General features: G+C 47.0%; 19 protein-coding genes. 10 read left to right on the top strand and 9 right to left on the bottom strand.

Going from position 1 to position 18,367, the window contains the following annotated elements:
- Nucleotides 1–142: 142 nt before the first annotated feature.
- The 3 genes from OXG75_02620 to OXG75_02610 form a co-directional block, all read right to left on the bottom strand.
- The gene (locus tag OXG75_02620) at nt 143–1,216 is read right to left on the bottom strand and encodes a DNA adenine methylase (GenBank protein MCY3624885.1); all 1,074 of its coding nucleotides are present in this window, start codon (nt 1,214–1,216) and stop codon (nt 143–145) included.
- A 66-nt stretch (nt 1,217–1,282) separates the two neighbouring features.
- Complete coding sequence (locus OXG75_02615) at nt 1,283–2,188, bottom strand: ImmA/IrrE family metallo-endopeptidase (GenBank protein ID MCY3624884.1); 906 nt, start codon at nt 2,186–2,188, stop codon at nt 1,283–1,285.
- Nucleotides 2,175–2,558 (bottom strand): helix-turn-helix domain-containing protein, encoded by a 384-nt coding sequence (locus OXG75_02610; GenBank protein MCY3624883.1) that lies wholly within the window; start codon nt 2,556–2,558, stop codon nt 2,175–2,177. Before OXG75_02610 ends, OXG75_02615 begins: the two co-directional genes overlap by 14 nt.
- Before the next feature lie 222 nt (nt 2,559–2,780).
- Here OXG75_02610 and OXG75_02605 point away from each other — a divergent pair, with 222 nt between their 5' ends.
- The 6 genes from OXG75_02605 to OXG75_02580 all read left to right on the top strand — a co-directional run bounded on the left by OXG75_02605 (nt 2,781) and on the right by OXG75_02580 (nt 8,035).
- Entirely contained in the window at nt 2,781–3,788 is a 1,008-nt protein-coding gene (locus OXG75_02605; protein ID MCY3624882.1) for a CBASS cGAMP-activated phospholipase, read from the top strand.
- A gap of 2 nt (nt 3,789–3,790) precedes the next feature.
- Nucleotides 3,791–4,990, top strand: coding sequence for a nucleotidyltransferase (locus OXG75_02600; GenBank protein MCY3624881.1), 1,200 nt, complete (start codon nt 3,791–3,793; stop codon nt 4,988–4,990).
- A 4-nt stretch (nt 4,991–4,994) separates the two neighbouring features.
- Nucleotides 4,995–5,747: a hypothetical protein gene (locus OXG75_02595; protein MCY3624880.1), complete on the top strand. Its 753-nt coding sequence runs from the start codon at nt 4,995–4,997 to the stop codon at nt 5,745–5,747.
- Between the two features lie 210 nt (nt 5,748–5,957).
- Nucleotides 5,958–7,364, top strand: coding sequence for a pyruvate kinase (gene pyk, locus OXG75_02590; GenBank protein MCY3624879.1), 1,407 nt, complete (start codon nt 5,958–5,960; stop codon nt 7,362–7,364).
- Nucleotides 7,365–7,476: 112 nt separating this feature from the next.
- The gene (locus OXG75_02585; protein ID MCY3624878.1) at nt 7,477–7,701 is read left to right on the top strand and encodes an AbrB/MazE/SpoVT family DNA-binding domain-containing protein; all 225 of its coding nucleotides are present in this window, start codon (nt 7,477–7,479) and stop codon (nt 7,699–7,701) included.
- Nucleotides 7,682–8,035, top strand: a complete 354-nt coding sequence (locus OXG75_02580; GenBank protein MCY3624877.1) for a type II toxin-antitoxin system PemK/MazF family toxin — start codon at nt 7,682–7,684, stop codon at nt 8,033–8,035. Before OXG75_02585 ends, OXG75_02580 begins: the two co-directional genes overlap by 20 nt.
- A 30-nt stretch (nt 8,036–8,065) precedes the next feature.
- On the opposite strand, the gene gshA is transcribed toward OXG75_02580, so the two are convergent.
- The 5 genes from gshA to OXG75_02555 are packed head-to-tail and all read right to left on the bottom strand — an operon-like array spanning nt 8,066 to nt 13,284.
- Nucleotides 8,066–9,286 (bottom strand): glutamate--cysteine ligase, encoded by a 1,221-nt coding sequence (gene gshA / locus OXG75_02575; protein ID MCY3624876.1) that lies wholly within the window; start codon nt 9,284–9,286, stop codon nt 8,066–8,068.
- 11 nt (nt 9,287–9,297) lie between these two features.
- Nucleotides 9,298–10,086 carry an RDD family protein gene (locus OXG75_02570; GenBank protein ID MCY3624875.1) on the bottom strand — a complete coding sequence of 263 codons (789 nt, stop codon included), beginning with the start codon at nt 10,084–10,086 and terminating at the stop codon, nt 9,298–9,300.
- Between the two features lie 19 nt (nt 10,087–10,105).
- Entirely contained in the window at nt 10,106–11,149 is a 1,044-nt protein-coding gene (locus OXG75_02565) for a thioredoxin domain-containing protein (protein ID MCY3624874.1), read from the bottom strand.
- A 21-nt stretch (nt 11,150–11,170) separates the two neighbouring features.
- Complete coding sequence (gene purB / locus OXG75_02560; protein ID MCY3624873.1) at nt 11,171–12,469, bottom strand: adenylosuccinate lyase; 1,299 nt, start codon at nt 12,467–12,469, stop codon at nt 11,171–11,173.
- Nucleotides 12,466–13,284, bottom strand: a complete 819-nt coding sequence (locus OXG75_02555; GenBank protein ID MCY3624872.1) for an MBL fold metallo-hydrolase — start codon at nt 13,282–13,284, stop codon at nt 12,466–12,468. The genes purB and OXG75_02555 overlap by 4 nt, the downstream gene beginning before the upstream one ends.
- A gap of 198 nt (nt 13,285–13,482) precedes the next feature.
- On the opposite strand from OXG75_02555, the gene OXG75_02550 reads away from it, so the two are divergent.
- Genes OXG75_02550 through ispF form a run of 3 tightly spaced genes read left to right on the top strand, consistent with a single transcriptional unit; the run spans nt 13,483 to nt 15,665 of the window.
- Nucleotides 13,483–14,469, top strand: coding sequence for a PIN domain nuclease (locus OXG75_02550; GenBank protein ID MCY3624871.1), 987 nt, complete (start codon nt 13,483–13,485; stop codon nt 14,467–14,469).
- Nucleotides 14,470–14,473: 4 nt separating this feature from the next.
- Nucleotides 14,474–15,202 (top strand): 2-C-methyl-D-erythritol 4-phosphate cytidylyltransferase, encoded by a 729-nt coding sequence (gene ispD / locus OXG75_02545; protein MCY3624870.1) that lies wholly within the window; start codon nt 14,474–14,476, stop codon nt 15,200–15,202.
- The gene (gene ispF, locus OXG75_02540; protein ID MCY3624869.1) at nt 15,177–15,665 is read left to right on the top strand and encodes a 2-C-methyl-D-erythritol 2,4-cyclodiphosphate synthase; all 489 of its coding nucleotides are present in this window, start codon (nt 15,177–15,179) and stop codon (nt 15,663–15,665) included. Before ispD ends, ispF begins: the two co-directional genes overlap by 26 nt.
- 79 nt (nt 15,666–15,744) lie before the next feature.
- On the opposite strand, the gene OXG75_02535 is transcribed toward ispF, so the two are convergent.
- Entirely contained in the window at nt 15,745–16,482 is a 738-nt protein-coding gene (locus OXG75_02535) for an ATP-binding cassette domain-containing protein (GenBank protein ID MCY3624868.1), read from the bottom strand.
- Nucleotides 16,483–16,737: 255 nt separating this feature from the next.
- Between OXG75_02535 and OXG75_02530 the strand changes: the two genes are divergently transcribed.
- Entirely contained in the window at nt 16,738–17,976 is a 1,239-nt protein-coding gene (locus tag OXG75_02530; protein ID MCY3624867.1) for a cache domain-containing protein, read from the top strand.
- Nucleotides 17,977–18,367 lie beyond the last annotated feature (391 nt).

The following is an 18,367-nucleotide window of genomic DNA, read 5'->3' as shown; positions in this document are numbered from 1 at the left end:
GATTGAATCAGAAGAATTTGATACTTTTTCTGATTCTCATGGTTCCAATCCGAGCCTTCAAGCTCTTGCAAAACGGCCAAAAAGCCTCTTAATCTGTCGGGGTTTCGTACCGTTGTTGTAACCGACCAAGGTTTTTTCGTCATTATTTCGTTACTCTGCAATAGAAAATTCGTTCCGCGTTGCTCTCTCCATTACTCTTTCCCGTTGTAAAGGGTTTGTAATCCTTTTCAAAAACTTCAATTTCTCCTTTATCATCCAGAATTTGGAGAATCTCATCATCACTCATTCTTGCATTTGAGCGCCCATCCTTTGAATCACCAGTATTGTTATAAGAAAGCAGAATATGGTTACAGTTCGCCTTTTCGACCAAGTCTGCAAACGCGGTCGCTGCATCCTTGAGACAATAGGCACTCTTTATATGAGAACGGTCCATTTTCTTGCCTACACCAATAACCTCGGGCTTCTTCCATTCCGCAAGATTTTCCAAAAGATGATATGCGTCAGAGTATTGACGTGAATTATATGGTGGATCGACATACAAGACATCGCAAGAAATCTTTTCAATCAGCACGTTTGCATCCTCCTTGTAAATCTCGTTGTTCAAATTACGTGAATAGTCAATAGAAGGAATCAGAAGAGTTACCGGCTGTAGCATGTCCAACTTCTTACGGAAAGCGTCGTAGTGACCCACTGTATTGGCAACCTTATCCGCCGCATAAAGCAACGAACAAATCAGGACGTTTCTTTCCTCCTCATTTTCCGCGATTTTTTCTATTTCCTCGCGTACCGCTCCAATTTTCCTTGCGTTCTCGTCTGAGAAATACGTTCCACCAAAGTGTTTCGAAAAATAGTTTTCTTCATCGCTCGGCAGACTATTAAGATATTCTATTTTTTCAAAAATATTTGCTAACTGGTAGCCGGCAATTCCTAAAAACGCATTCAAGCAAACATAGTTAGCAAAAAGAAGATCATTGGAAATAATTTTAACTTCCAAACTATTGAATCTTTCAGAAACTGCACCGGTACCGGCAAAAATATCACACAAAGAGGCTACCGACTCGCACTTTTGAGAAATTACATTCTCAATAAATCCAAGTAACTTGTATTTGTTTCCTAAATACCGTCTGTTTTGGAGTTGAAAATATCTACAGAAGTGTCTTCCGTTATCAGGACAATTTTGGGAGTCTGTTTCTGAAACAGTATAGTCTGTATACATTTTTCTTTTTTAGTATGTCTTTAGTTGTTAGGCGTAATAAGTAAAACAGCTAGTTTTTAACTCTGCTTATCTCCTCCGACTTCTTGATGGCCACGTCAATACTCCATCAAATTCTCTGGGTAATGACGATTCCCCATAATCAACATCGTAAGGTTCGATTTCACCTGCAGGTCTCAAGTTTTCATCAAACCAAAGAATGGAAAGACATTGATTCCATTCTTTTATAAAGATTGCTTCCTCACACAACATATCGTAATTTCCGATACCATTGTTGAACCAAATCTCAGTAGGAATTTCATCATCGTAATGCTCAGTCTCAGATCGATTTTTGATCAGTTGAAAAGCTGCGCTGTTTTGAGGAACTGGCACACCGATGTCAATCCAGCCCTTAAGTTCACGCAGAGATTTTGAACTGGATACATAGCGAATTTTACCTTCTTCAATAAGAACAAAAGAACAAAGCCCTTCACAATTAGCAGCAAACCTGGAACCTGTAGAGTGTATAGAAGCTTTGTAACGTTTTGACAGGTTCTTTATCGTATCGAGACATATGTCAACATCTTCAATATCCTTCTCGAAAAAATCATACGGCAAGAGGCATTCCGCCGCAAAAATATCGCATAGGACCTCTTCTTCTGGGCGTTGCCTGTAACTGATCAAATCAGTTGTTTTTATACAACCATTTTGATGCCTTGAGGGTAGTTCCAGAATAATATGACCAATCTCGTGCAGAACTGTAAATCGTTGCCTTTCTTCCGTATGATTACCGTTAACAGTGATAATATTTTTACTGTTCAAGGGAAAAGTCTGGCCTGATTCTTCATCATCGAGATCATAGCGAACCTTAATTTTAGCCTTAGCAACCGCACAGTAACGCTTAAGATCAACAGGCACGGAATTTATTCCAGATTCTCTAATGAAATCGCGAGCCTTTAAAACAATTTCAAGCTCTTTTGCTTTATCTTTGCTCATTCTTCATAAACTCTTCCAGCCGTTCAGCCCACTTGCGCCATTCTTCTTTAGTTTTAGGTTGTTTTCCTCTGAAGCTCATGAAGGCCAAAGACTCAAAAATTTCTATGGGGCGTTCTTCATCCTCTAGAAAGACTTCAACAAGCTGGTCACTGACTGTCTGTCCAACAAGAAAACGCAACAGGCGAGCCTTGCGTCCACGGAGCTTGAGTGTATTAATGAGAGAGTCGACAGTTTCTTCCGATGGGGAAGTCCTTTCTTCTTTTTCCAATCGATGGATATAGGTATGGTCTATTCCACACAGTTTCCCAAGCTCTCGAAGGGTTAAACCACGCCCTTCACGAAACTTTTTCAAAGCATAACCAAAAGACATTCTATATTATTTTGAGAAAATTCTTGACAAGCAAAAAAGATCAATTATTCTGTTGTCTGTACTAGGCAACATGCTGCGCTAGCTTGCTAAAACAAAATAAAAAAATAACTTCCTTAGAATAAAATATGTAGCTTGTAACAGTCAACATTATAAAAGAAACAGGGACCTTTTTCAAGTATTTTTTACTGTTGCACCTAATAACAAAGATCGCAAGAAGAAAAATTGAACAGGGTTAAGAAAGAAAATACCGGAATAGCAAAAAAACGAATCCTATGTATTGACGGAGGGGGAGTCCTCGGTACTTTTCCTGCGGCATTTCTTGCTGAACTGGAAAAACACCTTGATCACCCTATTGGAAAGTATTTCGACCTAATTGCGGGAAGTTCCACAGGAGGAATCATTGCGCTTGGTCTCAGCATGGGAGTTTCAGCATCGCAACTATTGAATTTTTACGAAAACAGAAGTTATGAGGTATTTGGTAAAAATAATGGACCGTTTCTGAATTTTCTCCTCAGGAAAATCCGAGCAGTTAAATGGTGTTTTCTAAGAAAGTATAATTCTGAACCTCTCCGAGCTGTTCTTCATGATGTGCTTGGGGAAAAACGCATCGGTGAAGCAAAAACCCGGTTACTTATTCCAGCTTGGAATCCGGTTGCTAATTCCGTCTATATCTATAAAACAGCACATCATCCTCGGCTAAAAACAGATTACAAATCAAGCGCAGTTGATGTAGCTATGGCGACATCAGCAGCTCCTTCCTATTTCAAGCAACACGTTACACAGCATGGTGTCGCCCTCATTGACGGCGGTATATGGGCAAACAATCCTGTAGCGATTGCTGTTGTTGAGGCCATCTCCCTGCTGAACTGGCCAAGAGAGTCGCTTCGCGTCTTAAGTCTAGGGTGTCTGCAGGAGGCGTACAATATACCAAAACGCGCTGGTCTCGGAACGCTTAACTCAAGAATTATTAACCTATTCATGGACGGACAGTCCCAGGGGGCTATGGGTATCGCAAAACTGTTAACGGGTCATGAACATGAACGTACCGCTATATACAGAGTAAATCAGACGGTTCCATATAACACCTATAAAATGGACGACACAAAGACCATACAAGACTTAAAAGGACTCGGCCACTCCGAGGGGCGAAGCTGGCAACCCAGCCTCGAAGCTATATTTTTCGACAAACCAGTAGAAGCTTTCAAACCATATTATAAGTTGGAGGATTAAGAATGAGAATTGATGAAGCTAGATATTCTAACTTTTTAAACGAAGTTGCAGGGGACCTAGATATTTCCCCGGTCAAGTACAAAGATGCTGTCGAGCGCTACCAAGCTGTTGCAAAATGGCTGGAAGGCGGAGATTACCCCGGATCTTGTGATTCTGGGTTAGACATCTATCCACAAGGTTCATTTCGGTTAGGCACAGTCACAAGACCAATAAGGAACGGTATTGAAGCAGATTATGACATTGATCTTGTGTGCGAAATCCCCTTGCTAAAAGAGTGGGCCAAGCCTGAGTACGTAAAGCAGTTAGTCGGTGACAGGCTAAAAGAACATGACAGGTATAAGAGAATGCTAGATGAGGAAGGCAAGAGGTGCTGGACTCTAATATACTCTGAGGAAGACAATGTAGGTTTTCACTTAGATGTTCTGCCATCAGTCCCTTATCCAAAAGGCTATCTGAATACAGCAATTGCAATAACAAATAAATTTCTTTCCCTCTATAGATGGTCAATAAGCGACCCTAAAGGGTATGGTCTATGGTTTGATGGCCGGAACAAGCCTGCGTTCGACCTCGTATATGCTGAGCAGAAGAAATTTATTCAAAATCGAGTGCCCGAGATATATGCAAAAATTGAAGATGTACCAGATCAGTTGGTACGTACCCCTCTTCAACGCACGATTCAAATTATGAAGCGTCACCGTGATATTAAGTTCAATAATGCAGAGCGTGTTGACTATGCTCCAATCTCAATAATTATTACAACCCTCTCCGCATATTTTTATCGAAATGAATCAGATGTTTACTCCGCTCTGAAGAACATCGTGGCCAGTTTAAGTGCACACGTAGCGCTGTTTGAGGGTCGAGCACTTGAACCAACCCTAGAGTCAATTAGCCCCATAAAGAGGACTCCCGATGGGAAGTGGTATATAGGCAATCCGGTTAATCCAGAGGAAAACTTTGCAGACAGGTGGCACGAAGATAATCATGCTAGAGCGGAGGCTTTCTTCATGTGGTTAAGGTGTCTACAAGAAGATCTGGTTGATATATTGGGTAAAGATAACCGAAATGAAGTCCAAAGAACTCTTACTTCTGCTTTAGGCAGTGTACCCGTGCTGGGAAATTTGGAACAGATAGTACCACCTAGAGAAATCGAAAGCCCACCGAAGATTCATATTTCCAGACCACGAAAGCCATGGAGAAACTAAATGAATGAAGAATAAGGTCGGAAGCCAAATTTGCGAATTAAAAAAAACTCATAGAGGCCTTACAGATATATCTCTTCAGAACCGGAAAACAGTTATAAAAGGTCCTCTTTCGTTTGAAGCGTCCTTCGATGGGTTCCCAGTGATTACAGACTGCTTTGACATCGAACTTGCTATTCCCAGTGCTTACCCAGAAGTTCTTCCGGTTGTAAGAGAAATAGGTGGAAAAATCGACCAAAACTATGAACACCTGAATCAAGATGGGACCCTCTGTCTGGCTACCCCAATTGAGAAACGCTTGTTTTTCCTAGAACAAGAGTCCTTACTCGGGTTCGTAAATCATCTAGTTATTCCATATTTATACGGTTACTGCTATTGGAAAAAGTACGGCCAGCACCCTTTTGGCGAGCGTGCACATGGTGTTGAGGGAATTATTGAGTATTACAGAGATGATCTGGGCTTAGGTAGTCATGTCAACATATTAACAATGCTCGCTTTTCTTTTCGAGTATGGCTACCGTGGCCATCTTCCCTGCCCTTGCAAAAGCAGATTGAAGGTTCGAGAATGTCACAGTGAAGTTTTGTTGCAACTTCATAGACATCACTCAAAAGACACCCTAAAGAATGATTTTTTCAGGTTGCTTCTTTCACTCGGAAAAGAAGAAAAGGTGCCGGAAGAACTCGCAAAACAGATACAACAAATACTGAAAAAGAAAAACTCAAGGAAAAAAGTTTGTGCTCATCAGCCTTTGCGAACTTAGGCTTTCGGCATTTTACAACCACGAAGCTCTTTTGTTTCATAACCACTTAGCGCAAACTTCCTTTTGATTTAATATCACCGAACTAGTCTTGCAAATTCAAAGTATAATTTCTAGAATTTAAATGGAATCGCTTTGTCCTGTCTCCATATTATTAGTTTTTGATTAACAAGATTTTGCATTTTTTAAATTTCCCGACATATTTCCCCGCCTATGAAACCATTTAGAAAAACGAAAATAATCTGCACCGCCGGCCCCTCCACAAGTTCGTACGAAATGTTGATGAAAATGTACGAGGCGGGAATGAACGCCGTGCGCCTCAACATGTCGCACGGCACTCACGAAAGCCACCTTGGAGTAATCGAAACGGTGAAATCGATCAACAGGGAAGTTGGGGATTCAATCGCCCTTATACTCGACACTCAGGGACCGGAAATCAGAACCGGGGTTCTGCAAAGCGACCTGCATATAAGCGAGGGAGACGTGATTACGGTTTCCGTAAGACCCGATGACGTCGAAGAGTCCTCGATTCATATAAATTACGAGGACATTATCAACGAAGTGCAGGTAGGCGAGAAAATAACCGTGGACAACGGTCTCATAAACCTTGAAGTGCTCAAGAAGGACCACGGAACCATGAAATGCAGAGTTATCGACGGCGGAACCATGAAAAGCAAGCGCCATGTCAATCTGCCCGGGGTAAAAGTCAATCTCCCTTCAATAACGGACAAGGACAAGGCGGACATAGAGTTCGGAGCAAGAAACGGAGTGGATTACATAGCCCTTTCCTTCGTCAGGGAAGCACAGGACGTTTTTAAACTCAGGGAACTGCTGGGAGTTGATGGGGAGAAAATAAAAATCATCTCAAAGATTGAGGATCAGGAAGGGGTGCGAAACGTTGAGGAAATCGTTGAGGCATCGGACGCTGTTATGGTTGCGAGAGGAGATCTCGGCATCGAGATAAGCATTGAGGAACTGCCGGATGTGCAAAGAGTGATAGTCGGCAAATGCCAGGAGAAAGGCAAAAGAGTAATAGTCGCCACCCATCTTCTTGAATCGATGATCGACAACCCGATTCCTACCCGGGCGGAAGTAACTGACGTTTCAAACGCGGTCTATGAGGAAGTCGACGCCCTTATGCTCTCGGGCGAGACGACAACCGGAAAACATCCCGTAAAATCAATAGAACATCTCGACAAGATAGCCTTAAAGGCGGAAAGCCTCAGGAGTCTGCAGATGGGCAGGCTCCTTGTTAAACAAGATCTCAAGCAGCATATAGCGGCTTCGGCGGTTGAACTCGCCGAATCTGTCAACGCCAAATGTCTTGTTGTAATAACGAAGAAAGGACTGATGGCTCAATTGACAACAAACTGCAGGCCTGCCAAAACACCTATTCATGCGGTAACTTTCGACAGCGGAATAAAACGGCAGCTCTGTTTGAACAGGTCCGTAACCGCGCATCTCATGGAGAAATCCGAAGATCCCGAACAGAGAATACAGGATGCTTTCGGGCTGCTGAAAGAAAAGCAGGTGCTGGAACAGGGTGATCTTGTAGTGCTGGTATCGGACGTTATAACTACCGCCGGCATAGACTCAATCCAACTGAGAGATATAGCGTAACCAGCCTTGGAGGCGAGACTGCTGCTACCATTTCAGTAGTGTCGTACTGTTTTCGATGTCCTTGCATATTTTCGCTTCCTTGTTATCCTTACATGTAAGGAGGTACGTTGTTGTGGAAATTTCCAAAATCACTTCGAAAGGCCAAGTCACTATTCCTCATGGATTGCGTAAGGCCGCACACTTTAAAACAGGTGACAAGCTTGTTTTCGAGTTAGACGGAGACCGTGTTATTGTAACCAAGCTCAAGCCCACTAAAGACACTTATTTGGATAGCATTTCTTCAAACCTTGAGGAATGGCTATCAGATGAGGATGAAGATGCATGGCGTAACCTTTAAACCCCATGATATTGTAGTTGTTTCTTTCCCCTTTACCGATTCTTCTGTTAAAAAGCGCAGGCCCGCTTTGGTTATATCATCCGAAGAGTTCAATGAAAACCACGATCAATTGATTTTAGCGATGGTCACAACCGCCAAGCGTAGTTCTTGGCAAAGCGATATCAAACTCAAAGACCCCGCCGACGCCAATTTAGCAGTGCCGTCGGTAGTGCGCTTAAAACTCTTTACGTTAGAAAAATCGATGATTATCAGACGACTAGGATGTTTATCGAAGAAGGATAAAAATTCTGTTGATGTTTCTTTAAAACAACATATATTGGACCCAGCACTTTAACCTTCCCCGCTTAAAGCATAACCGCACATCTCAGCAATCCACGTCCCTAAGCACTTTTTCTATCTCGTAGCCCGCGGCGATAGTAGCAACCTTGCAGACAAGATCAAATGCCGGAGAGATGCCGTTTGCTAAGGAGTCATCGTACGGAAGAAATTCCATCCCCTTTGAGTTAAGATTTTCAAGTTCGCCTCGAATGGGGTTAACCCTGTAGAACATCCCTGCCACTTGGGACTGAACAAGGTAAACAACCGGTTCACCGACAAAATCTTCCCCGACGCGAAGCGAGGTCGGTACACACTCCTGTATTACCACGTCCCTAACCGGCACTCCTCCCTTCGAAACCCGCATCCTCTTGCGGTCGCGCGAGTTCATCTCCGCTATGCTCCGCGGGTCGCTGAAGCTCGAAACTGCCATGCCGTAGGTGCCTGAATTGCTCTTGACGAAAAGCGAGGGTTCGTGGTCTATGTCTCTTTTCGAATATTCTTCTCTAACCCTTGAGAGAATTTCTCCGGCTTTCTGGGAAACCCGCTCCCTGTCCTCGGGGAAATCAAAATCCACTCCGGTTTCCAAAACAGTTTCAACCGACATCACCCAGGGGTCCACTTCCAGTATGTCGGCAAGTTCGCTGCAGAGACGGTTATAGAACTCAAAATGCACGTCCTTTTTTCTCGCATGCCACCCTATTTCAACGGGCGGTAAGACGGGCTGGCGCAAATTGTGCAGGGTTTTCGGACACTTCTCCGAAAAATCGTTGTTTATCATTATGATATCGGGCACGAATCCATCTATCATCGCCGAGCCCTCTTCCTGAAAAACCCGCTTCGCCTCGATTACCTGACCGCTTGCCGAACTGAACGAGACAGTTTCCCTTCGAAATTCCTCGTTCGCAATGCCGACGCACACCTCGTAGCCCACATCCTCCAAAACGGACTTTATTACCCAGACATTTTCCCAGTAATAGGCGTTTTTGGTATTGAGCTCGGGAACCAAAAGGATTTTTTCGGCACTCGGGTACCTGGAAAAAAGATATTCCCTGAAGAGCTTTCCCGCATTTTTCCTGAATCCCGCAGAAAGGTTGTTAAAGCCTGCGGGAAAAACATTGGTGTCTATAGGGGCAATCTTATGCTCGGAGAAACGCAGGTCAACGGAACTGTAAAGCGGTACCATGACCTTTTCGCAATGGAACTCTATCCAGCGGGAAATCTCCCCGCGTTTGCTAGCGATATTTCTTTCAAGCTGCTCTATAAGCATCGTACGCCAGATCAGGCCTTCACGACGAAAGTTCCGCAGAGACGGTCGCTGAAAGTCTTACGTTGCGGGTCAAGTATTGAGAGCGCAAAACCCGCGAAAACAGTAGCCACAGAAAAAATCCAGCCGACCCACCTGAGCAAATTCGTCTGAAACCCGGCAGCAGAGCCGTCCCGCATCACCACGCGGATACCCGCAACCGAGTTTCCAAGAGTCGTCCCGCACCAGGAGGGAAGAAAAATGAAATATGTGGTCGCCAGCACGTAAGCAGAAAGACATATCCACCCCCATATGGAAACAAATTCTCCGAAGCCCGGGAAAAAAGTTTCTCCGATGAGATTCGCCCCCGAGAAGAGCGCGGCTGCGGCAACGCAAAGAGTAAACAGGAGATCGACGGAAAATGCGAAAAGTCTCTCCCCGAAGGCCGCGGGAACCATCCCTTGGGGCAGGGACGGTGGACTCTCTTTTTCTATTTGCTCTTCCTGCTCCTGCTGCTCTTCTTGTTCCGCGGTCTCCTCGCCCAGATCTCTTTCAAAGACAAGAAAATCCTCAAGTTCGCCCTCGGGCAACCCTTCGTATTGATGATCGCTCGCAGGGCTGAGTTCAAATGTCGCCCCAACTGTCTTGACCCCGGCTAGAACATCGTCGGCAACGGGCTGCACGCTCCTGTCAATAACCACCTCCGTGCTCAACTCGTCTTCATAGAGATACTTGAAAATAGGTACGGGAGACAGGGCGGCCCCGCATTTCTTGCACTCCTCAAGATAATCAAAGCTCGTGTAGCCGCACTCAGGACATTTCATGGTGGGAACCCCGCCGAAGCTACATCCCAGAACTTTCAGACTTCAGGGAAAGTCGATAATCCACGGCGTTTCTAATCGCTTTCATGTTGGCCCCTCCCGAAATCACGAAGCCGTCAACCACGAATGTCGGAGTGCCGCTTACCCCGATCGATTTGCCCTCATCCATTTCCGAAGCGACCCTTCGCTTGGTTTCCTCGGATTCAACGCACTGATTGTATTTTTTCATATCGACACCGAGTTTGCGCGCCATCTCCGCAAAGGTCTCTTTGGCGTCGGCAACCTTTATTTCACCCTGCTTTTCGAAAATGGTGTCATGGAGCTCCCAGAATTTGTCGTTTGCCTGGTCGTACACGCAAAGAGAGGCGATTGAGGCATCCTCGGCCCACTTGTGAAACGAAAGCGGGAACTGCTTGTAAAACAATCTGACTTTGCCCTGGTAGTCCTTGAGAAAGTCTTCGACCTCGGTTGCTGCCCTGGCACAGTAGCCACATTGAAAATCCGAGTACTCAACCACGGTTATCGGGGCATCAGGATTTCCTTTTGAAGGAACATTCTCAAGAGAGATCTTCTGGGCTGCCTCGGCTGCTGGATCTTTGTCGAGATTTTCAAGCCTGCCGACCATTATTGTTTTGCGGTCTCCTGAAACCAGGATGGGAACCTGTCCGCCTTCCGAGGCAATAAACCCTTGCCTGACTCCCGGAACACCCGTCTCCTTCATCTCATTCACCTTTACGATGGACACGTTGCCCATTATCAAAAAATTCCCGTCACGACTTACAAGAAACGGGAAGCTCCGGTTTTTGCCGTCAGAAAATCCGACTTCGTATTTGCCCTTCTTGAATCCCTTCATCTCAGAATCTTCCCCCTTAACCGCCTTTACCGTAAAGCCAGCTGGAAGATAAACCCCATAGCGGTTCTTGAAGTGGTACTCGAGTTTCCCGGGGTCAATGTTATCGAGTGCGAATAGACTCGTGGGGGAAAGAAAAACCGCTGCCAGGATCGCTAAAACAGCCGTCGCAAAAACAGATTCTCTCGCCTTTCGGGAGAATACTTCTTTTCTCATATTGTGGAAGCTCCTTGCCAGTTATGATTCGCCGAAAACGGTGGCGAAGATATGGTCTATGTTTTTTAGATCTTCTTCAAGTTCAAAACACGAATCGATCTCTTCATCCGAAAGGATACCCGTTATCTGCAAGTCGGTTTTCAGCAAATCCCGGAAATCCTTTTTTCCCTCCCAGCACTCCATGGCGTTTCGCTGCACAAGCAAGTAGGCCTCCTCCCTTGAAAGACCCTCTTTTACAAGCTTAAGGAGAACCTTCTGGGAAAAAACAAGTCCCTGGGTAATCCAGATGTTGCTCTCGAGCTTGTCGGGATAGACCCGCAGGCCCTCGATCAGGCCGCAGAGCCTCTCAAGCATGAAATCAACAAGTATTGTTCCGTCGGGACCTATGACCCTCTCGACGGAGGAGTGACTTATGTCCCTTTCGTGCCAGAGGGCTATGTTTTCAAGAGCCGCGGCAGAGTGGGACCTTACTATCCTTGAGAGTCCGCAGAGGTTTTCCGAAAGCACAGGGTTTCTCTTGTGCGGCATTGCGGAAGACCCTTTCTGCCCCTCGGTAAAAGGTTCTTCCATCTCTCCTACCTCGGTTCTCTGGTAATGTCTTATCTCGGTAGCAATTTTCTCCACCGAAGCCGCCATGAGAGAAAGACAGAGAAAATACTGCGCGTAAATGTCTCTTTGTATCACCTGCGTCGATATCCCCGCAGGACGGAGCCCAAGCAGCTCGCACGCGTAACGCTCAACCTCCGGAGTTATGTTGGCGTAAGTGCCGACGGCGCCCGACATCATCCCCACGCTCACGGCGTCCCGCGCTGAATTCATTCTCTCAAGGTTCCTTCTCATCTCGTCATACCACAGGGCAAACACCAAGCCCAGAGTTCTGGGTTCGGCGTGTATGCCGTGGGAGCGCCCGATCATCTGAGTATCCTTGTAGTCAAACGCCTTTTTGCGGAGAATCCCGAGCAACTTCTCAAGACCCCCGACTATCAGTCCTCCCGCATTGCGAAGCTGTATAGAAAAAGCGGTGTCAAGAACATCTGAAGAAGTCATTCCGAGGTGAATGAACCTCGAATCATCTCCTACGTACTCGGAAACGCAGGTGAGAAAAGCCAGAACGTCGTGCTTAAGTCCCCTTTCAAGCTCGGCAATTCTTTCTACGTCAAAGGCGGCTTTTTCCTTTATGCTGGATAAAGAGTCGTCAGGAATCTCCCCGTAGTGCGCCCACGCTTCGCACACGGCGAGCTCCACTTCGAGCCAGATGCGGTAGCGGTTCTCATCCGACCATATCTGCGACATTTCCTCTCTGGAGTACCTTGAGATCAAATCGTTATAACCTCCCCGGCCGCGCTCCGCGGAGCCACGGCCAAATCGACACGGCCTTCAGCGCCTCTTCGGCGCAGAATTTCAAGCGAGCATCCAAGCGCCATCTCGGGAGTGTTGTTACTCGCGCTTAGGTGCGCCAGCAGAACGTATTTTAACCCGTCGTGCAGAACATCGCCCAGAAGGGATGCTGACTGATCATTCGACAGGTGCCCGTGCCCTCCGCTTATTCTCTGCTTGAGGTACGGCGGGTAGGAACCCGAGAAAAGCATTTCCCTGTCATGATTCGATTCGAGAACGAGGGCGTCGCAGTTTTTAAGGCTCTCCCTCACAAGCGCCGTGGGTTTCCCTATGTCGGTAACTATGCCTACTTTGACGCGGCCATCGGTTACGGTGAAACCGACCGGGTCGATGGCGTCGTGCGCCACCGAGAAGGGAGTAAGGGTAAGATCGTTAATACGAAACGGTTCTTCTGAGTCAAATTCCCTCAGTTCCTCTATCCCGCCATTGGGCAAACGTGAAGCCTTGGCGCCGTTTCCGTTATTGCGTCCGTTTCTTTTTCCTTCCCAGAAACCAACGGTTTCACCCGACACGTAAACAGGCACTGCGGACATTCTCCCGACAGATCTTGAGTGGTCCTCGTGCTCGTGCGAAAGCACCACAGCGTCAAGATCGGTCACGGCTATACCCATATCCCCGAGACTCCGCGAGATCCTTCGGAAGCTAATCCCCGCGTCAATCAGTATTTTTGAGTATTTCGACTCAAGATAAAGCGAGTTGCCAGAACTGCCGCTGGCAAGAGTGCAGAATTTCATCATGTTTCGTCCACGCGAAAACCCGGCTGTGTGGAAAATCAAAAAAACGGTGCATTTCGCCCGGAATGCAGTAATTATAACTGACCAGTAGAAATCGGTGAAAAACCACCGACCGTCTCCCCGAGCCCGAAACGGAGAACTTGTTAAAACCCAAGCTTTCATATATTCTATAGCTGTTCCCTCGGAAGGGCCGGATTATTAATGAGACTCTCTATTACACTTTCCATAGCGTTTGCACTTGCTGCGTTTGCCCTCGGTCCCGACTACCTTTCACTTTCCCGCTCGGTTCTCACGGCCGTCGGCTGCGGAATATTCGCTTTTGTGGTTCTTGCGGGTTTCCGGATGCTTTTCAGGAAAATCTCGCTTCGCCAGGCACTCGGAATGTCAGTCGGAATGCTCACAGCCACTTTCATATACCTCGCGCTGCTCACTATCCTTAACAGCTTTCCGCTAGCCGGGCCCCTGCTTCCCCATGTAAAAGCGGGAATCTTCTTGCTTCTCGTTTGCGTGGGCGCGGTAATAGGTTTTGACAAAACATCCCTTGCCACGACAGCATCCGATTCGTTTTTCAGGCAGCCGGAGGCGCTTGCCCCGAAAATACTTGACACGAGCGTCATAATAGACGGGCGCATCGCCGACATCGCCGAAACGGGATTTCTCCAAGGAGAACTGATAATACCCAAATTCATCATCCAGGAACTTCAGTACATAGCGGATTCCTCGGACCCCGCAAGGAAAACTCGCGGCAGAAGGGGGCTTGACATTATAAACAGGATGCAAAACGACGTCCCCTCGATAAGCGTCAGCATCACCGATCATGATTTCGAACACATAAAAGACGCGGACATAAAACTCATTGAGCTCTCGAAGAAATTGAACGGTATACTGGTCACCAACGACTATAACCTAAAGAAGATCGCCGATCTCGAGAAAATCACCGTGCTTAACATAAACAACCTGAACCACGCTCTGAGACCTGTTGTGGAACAGGGGCAGACAATAAAAATAAGCCTCGTAAAACCCGGAAAGGAACAGCATCAGGCGGTCGGCTATCTCGACGACGGAACAATGGTGGTAACGGACAACGCCTCAAGACAGATAGGAAAAGACGTGGACGTTTCAGTGAGAAGCATGGTTCAGACACCGACCGGAAGGATAGTTTTCGCAAAACTGAAAAAAGAGGGCTGACCCCGTGAGTACCCCAAAAGTCTCAGCCATAGTGGCGGCCGCCGGTCTTTCTAAAAGATTCTCCACTCATGGGAAAAAGCAGTTCGCCGCACTCGGCGGAAAACCTCTTCTTACCTACTGCCTTTCGACTTTCGAGTCGAGCGGACTCATAACAAGCGTAGTGGTCGTAGTGCCCGAGGACGAAATTTCGCGCTCAAGGGAACTGCTCGAGAGCTTCGGGTTTGAAAAAATCACCTCGGTAGTCGCCGGGGGCGAAAAAAGGCATGTATCCGTAAGAAACGGTTTTCGCGCCACACCCCCGGACAGTGACATGGTGCTAATTCACGACGCTGCGAGACCTTTCGTTGATAATGACACGATCAAAAGAGTCATAGAGGGCTGCGCCCGCACAGGCGCTTGCATATGCGCCGTTCCCGTTACGGACACGTTGAAGCGGGCGCATGAGCCCGGACCGTTTATTTCGGAAACGGTTCCAAGGGAGAAACTCTGGAGAGCCCAGACTCCGCAGGCTTTTCGCCGGGAGATACTCGCGGAAATCTATTGCTCAGACGGCATCGCAGATCTTGACGCGACCGACGAATCGGCGCTTGCCGAAGCGAAGGGAATAAGGGTAAGCGTGGCAGCGGGAGACGACCTTAACATAAAAATCACAACCGCAGCCGATTTCAAAATAGCTCAGCTTATCGTAAGCAAAGGAGAAGTGGTCAATGTACAGAATAGGAACGGGGTTTGACGCGCACGCGTTTTGCGAGGAAAGAGCGCTCATACTGGGCGGCGTTGAGATTCAGGGCTGCCGGGGGCTTGCCGGTCATTCCGACGCTGACGTGCTTTCCCACGCGGTTGCTGACGCTATTTTGGGAGCTATCGGCGAGGGAGACCTAGGAAAACATTTTCCGCCGAACGACCCAAAATACAAGGATGCTTCAAGCCTCTCAATTCTCTCCCGAGTCGCCCGGATGATGGCAGGCAAGGGCTACCGCATAGAAAATATTGATTGCACGGTGGTGTGCGAGGAGCCAAGAATTTCTCCTCACTCATCCGCTATGGAGGAGAAAATCGCCGATGCCCTGGGAATTTCGAGCGATGCCATAAACGTAAAGGGAACTTCGGCCGAAGGCTTGGGTTTTACAGGAAGAAAAGAAGGTATAGCAGCCATGGCTTCAGCGTGCCTAAGCCCGGATCCACCGAAACCATAATTCTTTGGAAAAGCTCCTTTCCGCTCTTGGAACTCAAGAGTTGGTGCAGTTACTCCGATCGAATCCGGTTTTAATGCCTCTACATCTTGCTATCGAGAAAATTCCTGAATGTGGAAATGTTGCTCTCGCGGGCCTCGGGCACAGTTCCCGTGAACACAATTTCTCCCTCGTAAAGAAACGCTATCCTGTCAGAAACCTCGTAGGCGGTGCCTATGTCGTGGGTAATTACGACCCCGGTTATCCTGAGCCGGTCTCTCATGTTCTTTATCAGTTTGGCGATCCTTTTTATATTGGGAGGATCAAGACCGGTCGTGGGCTCGTCGTAGAGAAGAATCCTCGGGCGGGTGGCGATCGCTCTTGCAAGAGCCACCCTTTTTTTCATCCCTCCGCTCAGTTCCCCAGGGTACTTGTCTTCGATTCCCGGAAGATCGACCAGTTCAAGGTTTCGTGCGACCGCTTTTTTTATCTCCTCGGGGGAAAGATCTGAATTTTCAATCAGGGGATAAGCTATATTCTCCTCTACGGTAAGCGAGTCAAAAAGGGCGGAGCCCTGAAACAGCATGCCCGTCTCCTTTCTTATTTTGACAAGCTGCTTCTCGTCCATCTGCACCGTATCCTCTCCCAGAACCACGACCTTTCCGCTGTCGGGTTTAACGAGACCGTTTATCTCTTTTAGCAAAACGCTTTTCCCGACTCCGCTCTCCCCCAAGACGGTAATGATCTCTCCGCTTCTTACGGAAAGATTTATTCCCCTGTGAACAATCTTTCCGTCAAAGGACTTACACACATCCGTCATTTCGATTATGTTTTCCGACATGGGAACCTCAGGAGTTTACTTTATCGTAACTGTATGTAAAAATGGGATATAGAGAGTAAGTTATATGAGACTGTGGAGATATTCCGGGGTTTTGCATTATCCGGCGAAGCTTCCAGACCCAAGAAGGCAGTGGGGGAATGCGGGAACTGGTTTCGCTGGACTTGTCCAAAGAGATTCCAGATTATTCTTTTACAGCCTCAATTGCTTTTATAAAGGCACAACCTGCTTCAGAATTGTAATTCAGGAGGAGATATTATGAAGGGTTTTCGAGGTTTTGTAATCACGTTAGGCGTGATGTTTGCTACGATAACTTTTTTCCCAGGCATTTCCGCTTTTGCCGATGGGTCCCATGACGATCCTCAAACAACGGCTAGCGAGGCGGCTTCTGCTAATGATGAAGCTACAATGAAAAGCTTTGTGTTGCACGCAAAGCAGCACATGGATGAGGCCGTTGGGGGAGGACGTGACACGCTTTCGGCTTTCAACAGGCAAATGAGAACACAAGAAACATGGAACCATGATTCTGTATACCTCATTACAATTGGCAAAAGCGGTGGAGCCATAGTAAATCATGGAATCTATACCAAGGACTTGTTTGGGAACTCCATAGCCGGTCTTGAGACTGTACGAGAGCTCCTTGCCAAGCTTGAACAAGTCGCTCCGGGGGAAGCAACTTGTGTCCAGTACGGAGATATGGATAGGTGGAGTTGCGCTGTTCAATATGACACTGTAAATCGAGAGATAAAGGGTGTCTTAATCGGTGGTTTTGATCATGCAAAGGACGACCCGGCTATAACACCCCCTGACTGTCCAGATTACGAACCCGCTGTAACGGCCCAACAGGTAAACGAGAGTGGAGCAGACGAAGACTTGAGGGACTTTGTAAAGGAGGCGATCAAGAGAATTGATGGTTTGCTAAAGCAGGAACCACAAGGTACGCAGGGGCTCCAAGATGCCCTTAATAAGGCGGCATGTCTCGGAAAAGGACATTGGAAGGAAGGCTCCATATACCTCTTTATCATGGCTAAAATAGGGAATAGAGCTCCCTTAGTGATCCTTAACGGAAACAACCCGGAATTCACGGGGAATTCTTTTGTAGACATCCTTGACGAGGATGGGGTTGACGTCGGGGCCGAGATTCTTAAAGTTGCGGGAGAACACGGGGAGTCGGGTTTTGTCAGGTATAAATGGGACAATCCGACTATAGAAGAAGACGATGTTGATATGGAGGGGAGATCACCCGGAAGATCGCTTAAGACCAGTTATGTTGAAGCGGTGACATTTGACCACCGGCCGCGAACAGTTTTCATTTTTGGTTCCGGAACTTATGAACCGTTCGAGCCGGATGGCGCTGGCGAAATGGGTAGTGACGGTGACGACGGATGTGCTGTTGCGGGGACGAACAGCAAGCCTTGGAGCGCTGTTTTCAACCTGTTTTTGGTAGTGTTCTCAATCTGTATTGCGTTTTGGTGGAGAGACCGGTCAAGGAAGTAAAGCGAATTTCCCGGCTAGAGTCTCTCTGATTCCGTAAGAAAGACGGTTAATTCCGGCGGTCCCATTTTATCTGTTCCATCTTTTCGACCGCTTCTTGGCTTACGGTTGAAGACATGTTGCCACCATTTTTACGTACATAGAGACAAGTGCAGGGTTGCTGAGAGAGCCTGAATCAGGCTGAATGGAACCGTATCTATATTCATTGCAAAACGGCGGTCAATTCAATTTATTTCCAGTACTCTTCTGGTCAGGGCGATCCCACGCTAGGCTTGGTCAGTGATTTAATCGTAAATTCACAGGGAGTTAAAAAGAATCACTGACTTTTTCCCTCCGAAGCCGGTATAAACAGTAAACACGGGTTTCGTACTGCCAGCCTCAAAGGCCGGGTGTC

Source organism: Candidatus Dadabacteria bacterium (genome assembly GCA_026705445.1).
In the GTDB taxonomy this organism is placed as follows: Bacteria; Desulfobacterota_D; UBA1144; order Nemesobacterales; family Nemesobacteraceae; genus Nemesobacter.
This window is presented reverse-complemented; position numbering and strand designations above follow the sequence as displayed.

Excerpts from the sequence above, each read along its gene's own strand:
- OXG75_02565 (MCY3624874.1), bottom strand. The coding sequence starts at position 11,149 with ATGAGAAAAGAAGTATTCTCCCGAAAGGCGAGAGAATCTGTTTTTGCG.
- OXG75_02615 (MCY3624884.1), bottom strand. The coding sequence starts at position 2,188 with ATGAGCAAAGATAAAGCAAAAGAGCTTGAAATTGTTTTAAAGGCTCGC.
- OXG75_02570 (MCY3624875.1), bottom strand. The coding sequence starts at position 10,086 with ATGAAATGTCCTGAGTGCGGCTACACGAGCTTTGATTATCTTGAGGAG.
- OXG75_02535 (MCY3624868.1), bottom strand. The coding sequence starts at position 16,482 with ATGTCGGAAAACATAATCGAAATGACGGATGTGTGTAAGTCCTTTGAC.
- OXG75_02555 (MCY3624872.1), bottom strand. The coding sequence starts at position 13,284 with ATGATGAAATTCTGCACTCTTGCCAGCGGCAGTTCTGGCAACTCGCTT.
- OXG75_02600 (MCY3624881.1), top strand. The coding sequence starts at position 3,791 with ATGAGAATTGATGAAGCTAGATATTCTAACTTTTTAAACGAAGTTGCA.
- OXG75_02595 (MCY3624880.1), top strand. The coding sequence starts at position 4,995 with ATGAAGAATAAGGTCGGAAGCCAAATTTGCGAATTAAAAAAAACTCAT.
- OXG75_02620 (MCY3624885.1), bottom strand. The coding sequence starts at position 1,216 with ATGTATACAGACTATACTGTTTCAGAAACAGACTCCCAAAATTGTCCT.
- pyk (MCY3624879.1), top strand. The coding sequence starts at position 5,958 with ATGAAACCATTTAGAAAAACGAAAATAATCTGCACCGCCGGCCCCTCC.
- OXG75_02530 (MCY3624867.1), top strand. The coding sequence starts at position 16,738 with ATGAAGGGTTTTCGAGGTTTTGTAATCACGTTAGGCGTGATGTTTGCT.
- OXG75_02610 (MCY3624883.1), bottom strand. The coding sequence starts at position 2,558 with ATGTCTTTTGGTTATGCTTTGAAAAAGTTTCGTGAAGGGCGTGGTTTA.
- OXG75_02580 (MCY3624877.1), top strand. The coding sequence starts at position 7,682 with ATGCATGGCGTAACCTTTAAACCCCATGATATTGTAGTTGTTTCTTTC.
- gshA (MCY3624876.1), bottom strand. The coding sequence starts at position 9,286 with ATGCTTATAGAGCAGCTTGAAAGAAATATCGCTAGCAAACGCGGGGAG.
- ispF (MCY3624869.1), top strand. The coding sequence starts at position 15,177 with ATGTACAGAATAGGAACGGGGTTTGACGCGCACGCGTTTTGCGAGGAA.
- OXG75_02550 (MCY3624871.1), top strand. The coding sequence starts at position 13,483 with ATGAGACTCTCTATTACACTTTCCATAGCGTTTGCACTTGCTGCGTTT.